We start from the raw sequence: 12,924 nt of genomic DNA, 5'->3' as shown, positions 1-12,924 counted from the left end.
CATGCTCGGTGTTTCGCGACGGCCCTTGACGGTTTCGTCGCGGTGATCGTCGGCAGGGGGAGGAACTACTGCCCGAAACTTCCGTACCGGACGGTACCGAAGTTTTCCCGCACTGTCACGGCCCTCACGTGAGGAGATGTCTCACCGGGGCGAGCGAAGGGGCGCAGTCGCTACGCGGGCCAGCCGAGCAGCGCCGTGTCGACGATTTCATCGAGCTCGGCAGGACCGAGGCCGTTGGCGGCCTGCACCGCGATGCCGAAACCCATCGTCATGATGAACCGGGCAAGACGCCGAGGGTCGGCGTCGCCCGGAAGATCACCTTCGTTGACGGCGCGCCGGAAGCGCTCCTCGAGGCGGACCCCCGCGTCGTTGCGCCAGTCGACAAGCAGGTCGTGGACGGCCCGGCTCTCGTCGCTCGACGCCAGCGCACCCTGCACGGTCAGGCACCCGGAGGGGCCGCCGGGAGGGGTCGTGGTGCAGACCGCTCCGCGGAGGAACGCCAAGGCCACAGCCCGTGCGGTGGGCTCCTCCAGGGCGCGCGTGGCGTAGGCGGCCGGCCCCGCGCCGTAGCGCTGGAGGGCCTTGCGGAACAACTGCTCCTTGTTTCCGAAGGCCGCATACATGCTCGTCTTGGTGATCCCCATGGCGCCGGTCAGTTCAGCGAGGCTTGCACCTTCGTAACCTCGCGCCCAGAACACCCGCATCGCCCGTTCCAGCGCCTGGTCGATGTCGAACCCTCGAGGCCGACCCATGACGGCCCTACGGGAGTCACCCATGCCCTAACCGTACCACTCGGTACAGATCCCCGCTGACCAGCAGTTTCATCCCTAAACGGTGGCGAACGCAATTCAGTACCGGTCGGTCTTGATGTGCTACCGTTCTGCACCGATCGGTACTGAACTAATGGGAAGGGAAGTCCGCGCCATGAAAACCATTTCGCTCGGCAGCCTCAAGGTCTCGCGCATCGGTCTCGGAGCCATGGGAATGTCGGCGTTCTACACCGGCGCCGGCCAGTTCGACGACGAGTCGATCCGCACGATCCACCGCGCTCTGGACCTCGGGGTCACCCATATCGACACCGCTGAGGGGTACGGCCCCTTCATCAACGAGGAGCTGGTCGGCCGGGCCGTGCAGGGGCACCGGGACGAGGTCGTGCTGGCGACCAAGTTCGGACTGATCTCCCACACCGGTGGCTCGGCTCCGGACAGCACCCCGGCCAACATCCGCCTGGCCGTGGAGGGATCACTGAAGCGCCTGGGTACCGACTACATCGACCTCTACTACCAGCACCGGGTGGACCCCGGCACGCCCATCGAAGAGACCGTTGGCGCGCTGGCCGAACTGGTGACCAAAGGCAAGATCCGCCACATCGGCCTGTCCGAGGCCGGCCCCGCCACGATCCGCCGCGCTCACGCCGTGCATCCGGTCACCGCGGTCCAGTCCGAATACTCGCTGTGGACCCGCGATCCGGAGACCGAGATCCTGCCCGTCCTGCGCGAACTGGGTATCGGCTTCGTGCCGTACTCCCCGCTTGGCCGCGGCTTCCTGACCGGCAACATCCGCTCCCTGAACGATCTTGACGCCGACGACTGGCGCCGCACCAACCACCGCTTTGCCGACGGCAACCTGGAACGCAACCTGCGAATCGTCGACGAGGTCCGGGCCGTAGCCGCCGAGATCGACACCACGCCCGCGCAGGCCGCCTTGGCCTGGCTGCTCGCCCAGGGTGACGACATCGCGCCCATCCCCGGCACCAAGCGAATCGCCCGGCTGGAGGAGAACGCCGCCGCCGACCACATCGAGCTCACCGCCAGCCACGTCGCCCGCCTGAACGACCTGCCCCCGGCCTCCGGCGAGCGCTACGACGCGGACAACATGGCCGCCATCGACCGCTGATCGAAGACGTACCACCACGCACGCCGCGGGTCGGCATCCGGGCGAGGAGTGCCGCATTCCCCATGAGACTGTGCAACATGAAGTACGCAGGTCACGGGTCTGGTGTGCGGGGTACTCGCGCTGGTCGTCGACGGGTGTCCATGGTGAAGATCGTCTGACCTGTCGCCAGGGCCGTTGTCGGGTTCTGCTGCGCCGACCGCCGTGCCCCTCCTACGATCCCTGACCGGGCCGGTGCCGGGAGAGCGCGGGGAGGGCGTGGGGATGCTGGAGCTGGAGCGGATCACGGCTCGCCGCAATGAACCGGACACGCTCGCCGAGGAGTTGGCCAAGCAGCTGGCGGAGGTCCAGGCCGAGCGGGAGGAGTTGGTGATCGCCGAGCGGGTCCTGCACCGGCTGGCCGAACAGGACCAGGCTGTGACGGAGGCCGCCGCGGCCGTCGCCCCGACGGCGGCCCGGGTGGCGGGACGGGCGGTTTTGCTGATCCCCCACCGCGGCGGGACGGGCGATGAGGCCGCGCTGCCCGCTGACTACCGCAAGATCCCGGCGATCGTGCGGGCGGCGTAACTGGCTGTCCCCCGGCGGCAGTTGAGTTTGGTGTGAAGAAAAACAACCATCCAAAAAGATCGCCCGCAAGGATGGCGGGATGGTGCTGCTGGACGGCACGCTGATCCGCACCCGCCGGCGCTCCGGCAAAGAGAACCGGAAGAACTACTCCGGCAAGAGCAAATGCCATGGCCTGCTCGTCCTCACGAACCGCGAAGTGTCCCGGTGATCGACGATCTTCACCGAAGTCATCCACCCACGACCAGCACGAGCATCCCGCACCCCGCGCACACCAGACCCGTGACCAGCAACTTCACGATGCACAGTTCTCAGTCGGCTGACCCGGTTTCGCTCCCGGATCCGCCGACTCCCCCACGCGTCGCGTGCCGCCGTCAGCCCTTGTCCACAAGGTCCTTGAGTGCGATGTTGAGCTCCAGGACGTTCACCCGGGGCTCACCGAGGAAGCCGAGGGTGCGGCCGTCCGTGTGCTCGTCGACCAGCTGCTGGACCCGGGCGACGGACAGACCGTTCCGCTCGGCGATCCGATGGACCTGGATGTCCGCGTACTGCGGGGAGATGTCCGGGTCCAGGCCGGAGCCGGACGACGTGACGGCGTCGGCGGGCACGTCGCGGGGGCGGACCTTGTGGTCGGCGGTCGAGTTGTCCTTGACGACGGCGGCCTTGGCAGCGGTCACCCAGTCGATGAGGTCCTTGTTGTCGGCGGAGCGGTTCGTCGCGCCGGAAAGGATCAGCTTGTACTGGGTGTTGACGCTGTTGGTGCCGAGGCCGTTGGCCGGCCGGCCCTGGAACCACTTCAGGTCGGGCTCCGGGGTCTGCTGTCCCTCCTTGAGCGGCAGGTTGTACGACTGCCCGATCAGCGTCGAGCCGACGACCTTGCCGTCCGCCTCGATCTCCGAGCCGTTCGCCTTCCCGGGGAAGATCCCCTGGGCGATGCCGGTGACGACCAACGGGTAGATGACGCCGGTCACCAGGGTCAGCACGAGGAGGGCGCGCAGGCCCGCCCCGAGCAACCGGGCGGTGTTGGTCAGGGAGTTGTTCATGGCGTTCAGCCGATCCCGGGGATGAGGGAGAGGAGCAGGTCGATGAGCTTGATGCCGACGAAGGGCGCGATCAGGCCGCCGAGGCCGTAGATCGTCAGGTTGCGCCGCAGCATCCTGTCCGCGCTCACCGGCCGGTACCGCACGCCCCGCAGGGACAGCGGGACCAGGGCGATGATGATCAGCGCGTTGAAGACGACGGCGGACAGGATCGCGGAGTCCGGGGAGGTCAGGCCCATGATGTTGAGCCTGTCCAGACCCGGGTAGACCGCCGCGAACAGCGCCGGGATGATCGCGAAGTACTTCGCGACATCGTTGGCGATGGAGAACGTCGTCAACGCGCCCCGGGTGATGAGGAGTTGCTTGCCGATCTCGACTATCTCGATGAGCTTGGTCGGGTTGGAGTCGAGGTCGACCATGTTGCCGGCCTCCTTCGCGGCCGAGGTACCCGTGTTCATCGCCACGCCTACGTCGGCCTGGGCCAGCGCGGGTGCGTCGTTGGTGCCGTCGCCGGTCATCGCGACGAGCTTGCCGCCCGCCTGCTCCCGCTTGATGAGGGCCATCTTGTCCTCGGGAGTGGCCTCCGCGAGGAAGTCGTCGACCCCGGCCTCCTCGGCGATCGCCTTCGCGGTGAGCGGGTTGTCGCCCGTGATCATGACGGTCTTGATGCCCATGCGGCGCAGCTCGTCGAACCGCTCACGCATGCCGTCCTTGACGACGTCCTTCAGGTGGATCACGCCCAGCACGCGGGCACCCTCGGCGTCCTCGACCGCGACCAGCAGCGGGGTACCGCCCGCCTCGGAGATACGGTCGGTCAACTCCGAAGCGTCCTGGGCGACTTCGCCACCCTGTTCCCGGACCCAGGCGACGACCGAACCGGCCGCTCCCTTGCGGATCCTGCGCCCGTCGACGTCCACGCCCGACATCCGGGTCTGTGCGGTGAAGGCGATCCACTCGGCGCCCTCGAGTTCTCCCTGCCGGCGCTCGCGCAGCCCGTACTTCTCCTTCGCCAGGACGACGATGGAGCGGCCCTCCGGCGTCTCGTCGGCCAGCGACGACAGCTGGGCGGCGTCCGCCAGTTCGGCCTCGCCGGTGCCGGTCACCGGCACCACCTCCGACGCCTGACGGTTGCCCAGGGTGATGGTGCCGGTCTTGTCGAGCAGCAGGGTCGACACGTCGCCCGCGGCCTCGACCGCACGCCCCGACATGGCCAGCACGTTGCGCTGCACCAGCCGGTCCATGCCCGCGATGCCGATCGCCGACAGCAGCGCGCCGATCGTGGTGGGGATGAGGCAGACCAGCAGCGCCACCAGCACGACCATCGTCAGATGTGTGCCCGCGTAGTCCGCGAAGGGCGGCAGCGTCGCCACCGCCAGCAGGAAGGCGATCGTGAGCGAGGCGAGCAGGATGTTCAGCGCGATCTCGTTGGGCGTCTTCTGCCGGGCCGCGCCCTCGACCAGGGCGATCATGCGGTCGATGAAGGTCTCGCCGGGCTTCGTCGTGATCCTGACGACGATCCGGTCGGAGAGGACCTTCGTGCCGCCGGTGACGGCGCTGCGGTCACCGCCGGACTCCCGGATGACGGGCGCCGACTCACCGGTGATCGCCGACTCGTCGACGCTCGCGACGCCCTCGACGACGTCGCCGTCACCCGGGATGATGTCGCCGGCCTCGCAGACGACCAGGTCGCCGATGCGCAGTGCGGTGCCGGGCACCTGCTCCTCGCGATCACCCACCAGCCTGCGGGCGACGGTGTCGGTCTTGGCCTTGCGCAGGGTGTCTGCCTGCGCCCTGCCCCGGCCCTCGGCGACCGCTTCCGCCAGGTTGGCGAAGACGACGGTCAGCCACAGCCAGGCGCTGATGGTCCAGCCGAACCAGTCGCCCGGGTCCTTGAAGGAGAAGACGGTGGTCAGCAGGGAGCCGATCCACACCACGAACATCACGGGCGACTTGACCAGCACCCGCGGATCGAGCTTGCGGAAGGCCTCCGGCAGGGACCTGACGAGTTGCCCGGGGTCGAACAGGCCCGCACCGACGCGGCCCTGGTCCTGGTGACCGGTCGGCACATCCTGGTGGGGTGCCCGCGTGGGGACGGCTGTGGACATCGAGTCCTCTTGCTTCGTTACGTCGGTAGTCATGACGCCAGCCCTTCGGCGAGCGGTCCCAGCGCGAGGGCGGGGAAGTACGTCAGGCCGGTGATGATCAGGATCGCGCCCACCAACAGGCCGGTGAACAAAGGCTTTTCGGTACGCAGGGTGCCCGCCGTCGCCGGGACCGGCCTCTGTTCGGCGAGCGAGCCGGCCATGGCCAGCACGAACACCATCGGCAGGAAGCGGCCGAGGAGCATCGCCACGCCCAGGCTGCTGTTGAACCACTGCGTGTCCGCGTTCAGACCGGCGAAGGCCGAGCCGTTGTTGTTGGACGCCGAGGTGTAGGCGTAGAGGATCTCGGAGAAGCCGTGCGCGCCGGAGTTGGTCATGGAGTTGCCCGGCGTGGGCAGGGCCATCGCGGCGGCGGTGAGGACGAGCACCAGGGCGGGGGTGACGAGGATGTAGCAGGCCGCGAACTTGATCTCGCGGGTGCCGATCTTCTTGCCCAGGTACTCGGGGGTCCGGCCGACCATCAGACCGGCGATGAACACCGCGATGACCGCCATGACCAGCATGCCGTACAGGCCGGAGCCGGTACCGCCGGGCGCGATCTCGCCCAGCATCATGCCGAGCATGGTGATGCCGCCGCCCAGGCCGGTGAAGGAGGAGTGGAAGGAGTCCACCGCGCCGGTCGAGGTGAGCGTGGTCGCCACCGCGAAGATCGAGGACGAGCCGACGCCGAAGCGGACCTCCTTGCCCTCGTACGCCCCGCCGGCGAGTTCCAGCGCGGGTCCGTGGTGGGCGAACTCGGTCCACATCATCAGAGCCGTGAAGCCGACCCAGATGGTGGCCATGGTCGCGAGGATCGCGTAACCCTGCCTGACGGAGCCGACCATGATGCCGAAGGTGCGGGTCAGCGCGAGCGGGATCACCAGCAGCAGGAAGATCTCGAAGATGTTCGTGAACGGGGTCGGGTTCTCGAACGGGTGGGCGGAGTTGGCGTTGAAGTAGCCGCCGCCGTTGGTGCCCAGCTCCTTGATGGCCTCCTGCGAGGCGACCGCACCGCCGTTCCACTGCTGCGAGCCGCCCATGAACCGGCCGACCTCGTGGATGCCGGAGAAGTTCTGGATGGCGCCGCAGGCGACCAGCACGCACGCGGCGACGAGGGCGAGCGGCAGCAGGATACGGACGGTTCCGCGCACCAGGTCCGACCAGAAGTTGCCCAGCTCACCGGTGCGGGAGCGCGCGAAGCCGCGCACCAGCGCCACCGCGACGGCGATACCGACGGCCGCCGAGACGAAGTTCTGCACGGCCAGACCGGCGGTCTGCACGACGTGGCCCATGGCCTGCTCGCCGTAGTACGACTGCCAGTTGGTGTTCGTGACGAAGGACGCGGCGGTGTTGAACGCCTGGTCCGGGTCGATCGCCCTGAAGCCGAGCGAGCCGGGCAGCTGTCCCTGGAGCCGCTGGAGCAGGTAGAGGAAGAGGACGCCGACCGCCGAGAAGGCGAGGACACCGCGCAGGTAGGCGGGCCAGCGCATCCCGGTGTCGGGGTCGGCACCGATGCCCTTGTAGATCCACTTCTCGACGCGCCAGTGCCGGTCGGAGGAGTAGACATGGGCCATGTAGGTGCCGAGGGGGACGTAGGCGAGCGCCAGCGCCGCTATGAGAGCCAGCAGCTGGAGTACGCCGGCTAGTACGGGACCCATGGCCGCTCAGAACCTCTCCGGGAAGATCAGGGCGAGGACCAGATAGCCCAGCAGGGCGACGGCCACGACGAGGCCGACGATGTTCTCGGCGGTCACAGCTTGGTCACCCCCTTGGCGACGAGGGCCACCAGCGCGAAGACCGCGACCGTGGTGACGACGAAGGCCAGATCGGCCATCGCGAACTCCTTGGAGAGGTTCGGAAGAGGTACGGACAGATCGAGGGAACACCGTCCGTGGCCGGAAACGACCGTCGTTGACGCATCCCTGACGGGGGCGCCCACGCCTTTGACGTGGCCCTTACGGCCGGCCGTCGGTGGTGGGGTCCGCGGGAGGCGCGGACCGGGTCACGGGATCTCCTGCTCGGCCCAGATGATCTTTCCGTCGGCCGTATACCGAGAACCCCACCGGTGGGCGAGCTGGGCCACCAGAAAGAGGCCGCGGCCTCCCTCGTCCATGATCCGGGCATGCCTCAGCCGCGGAGCCGTACTGCTGGCGTCGGAGACCTCGCAGGTCAGGCGTGCGTCCAGGATCAGCCGTAGCCGTATGGGCGGTGTGGCGTAGAGCACGGCGTTGGTGACCAGCTCGCTCACGATGAGCTCGGACGTCATGGCCAGATCACCGAGCCCCCAGGCCTCCACATGCCGGGTGGCCCGGGCCCGGACCTCGGCGACGGCGGCCGGGTCCGCCGGCACCTCCCAGGAGACGACGTGGTCGGCGCCGAGGGCGTGCGTGCGCGCCAGCAGCAGGGCGATGTCGTCGGGCTGGGGCACGGTCACGAGCTGTCGCACCGCGGAGGTGCACAGGGTCTCCAGGCCGGCGTCGGACCGGGCCAGCACCTCGCCGAGCCGGGACATGCCCTCTTCGATGTCCCGGTCGGGCCCCTCCACGAGGCCGTCGGTGTAGAGACCGATCAGGCTGTTCTCGGCGAGCTCGATCTCCGTCGATTCGAACGCCATCCCGCCGAGCCCCAGCGGAGGCCCGGCCGGAGGCTCCGGGAACGAGAACCGCCCGTCGGGGGCGACGACGACGGGCGGCGGGTGTCCGGCCCGCGCCATCCTGCACCGTCGGGTGACCGGGTCGTAGACGGCGTACAGGCAGGTCGCCCCCAGAAAGGCGGTGGCACTCTGCTGGGCGCCCGTGTCGTCGGTCCGCTCCCCGCTGAGCCGGAGCACGAGGTCGTCCAGGTGGGCCAGGAGTTCGTCGGGGGGCATCTCCATGTCGGCGAGGGTCTGTACCGCGGTGCGCAGCCGTCCCATGGTCGCCGCGGCGGCTATGCCGTGCCCCACCACGTCGCCGACGACGAGTCCCACCCGGGCCCCGGACAGGGGGATCACGTCGAACCAGTCGCCGCCCACCCCGTCGGTGGGATCCGCCGGCAGGTAGGAGGAGGCCAGCTCCAGCGCCGTTCCGCCGGCCAGCGCGTGGGGCAGCAGACTGCGCTGAAGGGTGACCGCCGCCGTGTGTTCCCGGGTGTAGCGGCGGGCGTTGTCGACGCAGAGCGCCGCCCGCGCCACCAACTCCCGGGCCAGCAGGACGTCGTCGGAGCGGAACGAGACGGGGTTGAGGGACCGGACGAAGGTGGCGAGGCCCAATGCGGTGTTCCGCGCCCGCATCGGCACGGAGATGAGGGAGTGCAGGCCGAACTCGCGGATGCTCACCGCCCGTTCGGGCTGTTCGGTGGTCCACAGCTCGTCGGAGGGATCGAGCACGGGGATGAGGATCGGCTCGCCGTCGATGAGCAGGTTGGCGTCGTGCGGCGGCGGCAGGAAGTCGACCCGGTCGCCGATCCGTGCCACGGCCTCCGGGCAGCCCTCGCGCACCGAGCACATCCCGGCACGCCGCATCACCGGCCGCGCGGGAGCCGGCCCGGCGTCGGTCAGCCACGCCCCGTGGCCTTCGGTGCTGAGCACCGGCTCCAGGAGGTCGACGATGACGAAGTCCGCGAATCCGGGAACGGCGAAGTCGGCGAGCTCCTGGGCCGTGCGCATCACGTCCAGGGTCGTGCCGACGCGCGTCCCGGCCTCGTTGACCAGCGACAGCAGCCGACGGGCGTGCCACCGCTCGGTGACGTCCTGGACCATGTAGCAGACCCCGGTGACGGTGTCGTCGTCACCCACCAGCGGAAAGAAGGACGTGGAGTAGGCGTGCCGGCGGTGCGGGTCGGCCCAGCTCCACCCGAGGTACTCGTAGTCGGTGACCGGGACCCCGGTCTCCAGTACCTTGCCCATCAGTCCCTCGATGGCGACCGCCTGGAGTCCCGGCAGCAGCTCGCTCAGCCGCCGCCCCAGCCGCTGTTCGCGGGGCACACCGCCGAACCGTTCCAGCGTGTCGTTCAGCCACACATAGCGCAGCTCCAGGTCCATCACCGCCATCCCGACCGGGGAACGGGTCAGGAACCCGTCGAGGACGGACTGTCCCAGCGTCCACTGCTCGCTCCGCCGGCGCGCCGAGAGCAGGAAGCACTCGTCGTCGCCGATCCGGAAGGAGGCGGAGACCCGCAGGTCGACGTCGACGGAGCGGCCGTCGCGGTGCCGTACGGAGACGACACCGCTCCAGCCCATCCCGGCCCGGCACCGCGCCGCCACACCGGCCACCCGGGCCGGGTCCCGGCCCATCGCCACCAGCTCGGCGGCGGAGCGGCCGACAACCTGCGACGCCGGGCGGTCGAGCAGTGCCTCCGCACCACGTGTCCAACCGACCACGACGCCTTCCGCGGACACGATCGCCGCCGCGTCGGTGGACGCGTCGAGGAGATCGCGCGGTCCCGCGGGCGTCGGGGCGTCGAAAGCATCTCGCGCAGAATCCATGGGTTCCGTCCTTTACACGACCATGGTCCTGCTTGTCCGCCCGATGCGCACGGCGCCGCCGGCGCCGCCCGGCGTGGCTCCCGGTTTTCGGACACGCCGAACCAGAGGCAGCATGGAGGTACAGGAGGAGGCTCCGCGATGACAGCCGAACCCATCCGGTCGGGCGGGGACAGGTACGACGCCGAGACGCCCGCGCGCACCGGTCTGCTGGACGTGCTGAGCGTTTCCGCGATGGTCATCGACATCGACGGACGCATCGTGTTCTGGACCCCCCAGGCGGAGGATCTCTTCGGCTACACCGCGCAGGAGGCCCTCGGCCAGTACGCGGCACGGCTGTTGATCCACCCCGAGCACCTGCACTCCGTGGTGCGGCTGTTCGCGGAGGTGCTGGAGACCGGCCGCAGCTGGGCCGGTGCCTTCCCCATCCGGCACAAGGACGGCAGCAGCCGGCTGATGGAGTTCCGCAACATGCGGCTGCAGGACGATCTCGGGGACGTCTACGCCCTGGGCATCGCCGCCGACCACAATCTGCTCCAGCGTGTCGAGACCGATCTGGCACTGTGCGAACGGCTGATCAACCAGTCGCCGATCGGTCTGGCCCTCCTGGATCCGGACCTGCGCTACCTCCTGGTCAACCCGGCGCTCGAACGCATCGACGGCATCCCCGCCGAGGAGCATGTCGGCCGTCGGCTCAGGGAGGCGATGCTCCTGCCCGACATCGACACCATCGAGTCCGCGCTGCGTCAGGTGCTCACCACCGGCACGCCGTTGCTCGACCAGTACCACGTGGGCCGCCCGCCGACCGACCCCGACCACGAGCACGCCTGGTCCCTCTCCTTCTACCGCCTGGAGGATCCGGGCGGGCGGGTGCTGGGCGCGGCCGCCTCGGTCGTCGACGTCACCGAACGGCACCGCGCCGCCGCGGAGGCCGACCGGGCCCGGCGGCGCCTCGCCCTCATCGCCGAGGCCTCCACCCGGGTCGGCACCTCACTGGAGGTGGAGCGAACCGCCCACGAACTGGCCGACATCGCCGTCCCGCAGCTCGCCGACGTGGTCGCCGTGGACATCCTGGACTCCGCCCTGGCCTGCCGCCGCTCGCGCCGGCCGGACAACGGCCCGGAGCTGTTCCGCGCCCTCGCGCTGAAGGCGGCCCACCCCACCGTGGCGCTGCGCGCCGCCGACCCGCCGGGCGACGTCGCGGCCTACGAGGGTGACCGCCTGGTCACCCTGTGCGTGCACACCGGCCGGCCGGTCCTGGTACGGCACGTCGGCGAGCGGGACATCCCCCGGATCGCCCGGGACGCCGAGGCCGGTGCGCTGCTGGCCCGGGCCGGGGTCCACTCGTACCTCGCGGTGCCGTTGATCGCCCACGGCGAGGTGCTCGGCGCCCTCGACCTCAAGCGCACCCGCAATCCGCTGCCGTTCGACGAGGACGACGTCATCCTGGCCAGTGAGCTGGCCGGCCGTGCCGCCGTGGCCATCGACAACGCGCGCTGGTTCCAGAGCGTGCGCAACACCGCCCTCACCCTCCAGCGCAGTCTGCTGCCCGACCACGCTCCGCATCACACCGGTGTGGAACTGGCCTCCCGTTACCAGCCCGCCCAGGCGACCAGCGAGGTCGGCGGCGACTGGTACGACGTCATCCCGCTGACCGACGACAAGACCGCGCTGGTCGTCGGGGACGTCATGGGCAACGGCATCGACGCCGCCGCCACCATGGGCCGGCTGCGCACCGCGACCTGTGCCTACGCGGACCTCGACCTCGAGCCCGGCGACGTGCTGCGGCACCTCGACAAGATCACCTGCGATCTGGAGCACTACATCGTGACCTGCCTGTACGCGGTGTACGACCCCCGTACCCGGCAGTGCCGCATCGCCAACGCGGGCCATATGCCGCCCGCGCTGGCCGGTCCCGGCCATGAGCCGACGCTGCTGGAGCTGCCCCCGGGAGCCCCGCTCGGCGTCGGCGGCGTCCCCTTCGAGACCACCACGGTCGAACTCGCCCCCGGCGATCTGCTGGTCCTCTACACGGACGGCCTCGTGGAGACCCGCCTGCACCCCATCGACGACCGCCTGGCCGTCCTGCTCAGCTTCCTGGACGACCCCGGGCGGCCCCTGGAGGAACTCTGCGACCTGCTGCTGTACGGCCTGCGCCACCCCGACGACCACGACGACGTCGCCCTGCTCATCGCCCGGACCCCGTAGCGGGGGCGTCGGCCATGACCAGACCAGCGATGTGCGCGGTGACCGTGTCGAGGATGTCCGTCCAGGCGGTCGCGTCGCCCAGCACCAGGTAGTTGAGGGTCAGACCGTCGGTCATGGCGGCCAGATAGCGGGCCAGGACGGGGACGGGGACACGCAGCCGGAGGTCCATGCCGCTGCGGAGCTGCTCGATGAGTTCGGTGTAGGCGTCGCCGTACATCTCGTACTGCCGCCGGGCCAGTTGCTCGAATCCCGGCTCGCGCAGCGCGTACTGGGTGAGTTCGTAGGTGAGCATGTGCTCGTCGGGGTGGGCGCGGACGTGGTCCCAGTACGCCTGGAAGCCCGCCCGGACGGTCTCCTCGAGGGTGGCCCTGGGCCGTAGCGCGTCCTTCACGACGCTCACCGAGTGGTCGGTGAGCGTCGTGATGACGGACTCGACGAGGGCCTGCTTGGAGTCGAAGCAGTAGTGGAAGACGCTCAGGGACACCCCGGCCTCGGCGGCGATGGACCGGGTGGTCGTCTTGGGGACGCCGTCCCGGGCCATCGCTCTGATCGCCGCTTCCGTCAGCTGCCGGCGCCGTTGCGCCGACGGCATCCGTGCCATGTGTGTCCCCCCGTG

General features: G+C 69.7%; 12 protein-coding genes. 4 read left to right on the top strand and 8 right to left on the bottom strand.

Translation table 11 applies throughout. The features are described from left to right. Positions 1 to 170: 170 nt before the first annotated feature. Positions 171 to 776 (bottom strand): TetR/AcrR family transcriptional regulator, encoded by a 606-nt coding sequence (locus tag OG933_RS37240; RefSeq protein ID WP_405631310.1) that lies wholly within the window; start codon positions 774 to 776, stop codon positions 171 to 173. Between the two features lie 148 nt (positions 777 to 924). On the opposite strand from OG933_RS37240, the gene OG933_RS37235 reads away from it, so the two are divergent. From OG933_RS37235 to OG933_RS37225, 3 genes are all read left to right on the top strand, one after another. Next, positions 925 to 1,896 carry an aldo/keto reductase gene (locus tag OG933_RS37235; RefSeq protein ID WP_405633624.1) on the top strand — a complete coding sequence of 324 codons (972 nt, stop codon included), beginning with the start codon at positions 925 to 927 and terminating at the stop codon, positions 1,894 to 1,896. A 261-nt stretch (positions 1,897 to 2,157) separates the two neighbouring features. Next, positions 2,158 to 2,460, top strand: coding sequence for a hypothetical protein (locus tag OG933_RS37230; RefSeq protein ID WP_405631308.1), 303 nt, complete (start codon positions 2,158 to 2,160; stop codon positions 2,458 to 2,460). A 79-nt stretch (positions 2,461 to 2,539) separates the two neighbouring features. Beyond that, positions 2,540 to 2,668 carry a hypothetical protein gene (locus OG933_RS37225; RefSeq protein WP_405631306.1) on the top strand — a complete coding sequence of 43 codons (129 nt, stop codon included), beginning with the start codon at positions 2,540 to 2,542 and terminating at the stop codon, positions 2,666 to 2,668. A 163-nt stretch (positions 2,669 to 2,831) separates the two neighbouring features. Here OG933_RS37225 and OG933_RS37220 read toward each other — a convergent pair whose 3' ends face one another. The 6 genes from OG933_RS37220 to OG933_RS37195 all read right to left on the bottom strand — a co-directional run bounded on the left by OG933_RS37220 (position 2,832) and on the right by OG933_RS37195 (position 10,103). Next, entirely contained in the window at positions 2,832 to 3,500 is a 669-nt protein-coding gene (locus OG933_RS37220; RefSeq protein WP_405631305.1) for a potassium-transporting ATPase subunit C, read from the bottom strand. A gap of 5 nt (positions 3,501 to 3,505) precedes the next feature. Next, positions 3,506 to 5,635: a potassium-transporting ATPase subunit KdpB gene (kdpB, locus tag OG933_RS37215; RefSeq protein ID WP_405631302.1), complete on the bottom strand. Its 2,130-nt coding sequence runs from the start codon at positions 5,633 to 5,635 to the stop codon at positions 3,506 to 3,508. After that, positions 5,632 to 7,296 carry a potassium-transporting ATPase subunit KdpA gene (gene kdpA, locus OG933_RS37210; RefSeq protein ID WP_405631299.1) on the bottom strand — a complete coding sequence of 555 codons (1,665 nt, stop codon included), beginning with the start codon at positions 7,294 to 7,296 and terminating at the stop codon, positions 5,632 to 5,634. The genes kdpB and kdpA overlap by 4 nt, the downstream gene beginning before the upstream one ends. A 6-nt stretch (positions 7,297 to 7,302) precedes the next feature. Next, complete coding sequence (kdpF, locus tag OG933_RS37205; protein WP_016434100.1) at positions 7,303 to 7,392, bottom strand: K(+)-transporting ATPase subunit F; 90 nt, start codon at positions 7,390 to 7,392, stop codon at positions 7,303 to 7,305. Beyond that, positions 7,389 to 7,577 carry a hypothetical protein gene (locus OG933_RS37200; protein WP_362268175.1) on the bottom strand — a complete coding sequence of 63 codons (189 nt, stop codon included), beginning with the start codon at positions 7,575 to 7,577 and terminating at the stop codon, positions 7,389 to 7,391. Before OG933_RS37200 ends, kdpF begins: the two co-directional genes overlap by 4 nt. A gap of 63 nt (positions 7,578 to 7,640) precedes the next feature. Then, on the bottom strand, positions 7,641 to 10,103 hold the full coding sequence (locus OG933_RS37195; RefSeq protein ID WP_362528935.1) for a SpoIIE family protein phosphatase: 2,463 nt from the start codon (positions 10,101 to 10,103) through the stop codon (positions 7,641 to 7,643). 138 nt (positions 10,104 to 10,241) lie between these two features. Between OG933_RS37195 and OG933_RS37190 the strand changes: the two genes are divergently transcribed. Beyond that, positions 10,242 to 12,308, top strand: a complete 2,067-nt coding sequence (locus OG933_RS37190) for a SpoIIE family protein phosphatase (RefSeq protein ID WP_405631296.1) — start codon at positions 10,242 to 10,244, stop codon at positions 12,306 to 12,308. Here OG933_RS37190 and OG933_RS37185 read toward each other — a convergent pair. Beyond that, the gene (locus OG933_RS37185; protein WP_142269116.1) at positions 12,289 to 12,909 is read right to left on the bottom strand and encodes a TetR/AcrR family transcriptional regulator; all 621 of its coding nucleotides are present in this window, start codon (positions 12,907 to 12,909) and stop codon (positions 12,289 to 12,291) included. The two genes, OG933_RS37190 and OG933_RS37185, sit on opposite strands and share 20 nt — an antisense overlap. Positions 12,910 to 12,924 lie beyond the last annotated feature (15 nt).

The organism is Streptomyces sp. NBC_00016 (genome assembly GCF_045040885.1).
Lineage (GTDB): Bacteria > Actinomycetota > Actinomycetes > Streptomycetales > Streptomycetaceae > Streptomyces > Streptomyces coriariae.
Note: the sequence above shows the minus strand (reverse complement) of the source record. Positions and strands in the feature narration are given on the sequence as shown.

Coding starts and splice junctions, on each gene's coding strand:
- OG933_RS37240 (WP_405631310.1), bottom strand. CDS start 776: ATGGGTGACTCCCGTAGGGCCGTCATGGGTCGGCCTCGAGGGTTCGAC.
- OG933_RS37235 (WP_405633624.1), top strand. CDS start 925: ATGAAAACCATTTCGCTCGGCAGCCTCAAGGTCTCGCGCATCGGTCTC.
- OG933_RS37230 (WP_405631308.1), top strand. CDS start 2,158: ATGCTGGAGCTGGAGCGGATCACGGCTCGCCGCAATGAACCGGACACG.
- OG933_RS37225 (WP_405631306.1), top strand. CDS start 2,540: ATGGTGCTGCTGGACGGCACGCTGATCCGCACCCGCCGGCGCTCCGGC.
- OG933_RS37220 (WP_405631305.1), bottom strand. CDS start 3,500: ATGAACAACTCCCTGACCAACACCGCCCGGTTGCTCGGGGCGGGCCTG.
- kdpB (WP_405631302.1), bottom strand. CDS start 5,635: ATGACTACCGACGTAACGAAGCAAGAGGACTCGATGTCCACAGCCGTC.
- kdpA (WP_405631299.1), bottom strand. CDS start 7,296: ATGGGTCCCGTACTAGCCGGCGTACTCCAGCTGCTGGCTCTCATAGCG.
- OG933_RS37195 (WP_362528935.1), bottom strand. CDS start 10,103: ATGGATTCTGCGCGAGATGCTTTCGACGCCCCGACGCCCGCGGGACCG.
- OG933_RS37190 (WP_405631296.1), top strand. CDS start 10,242: ATGACAGCCGAACCCATCCGGTCGGGCGGGGACAGGTACGACGCCGAG.
- OG933_RS37185 (WP_142269116.1), bottom strand. CDS start 12,909: ATGGCACGGATGCCGTCGGCGCAACGGCGCCGGCAGCTGACGGAAGCG.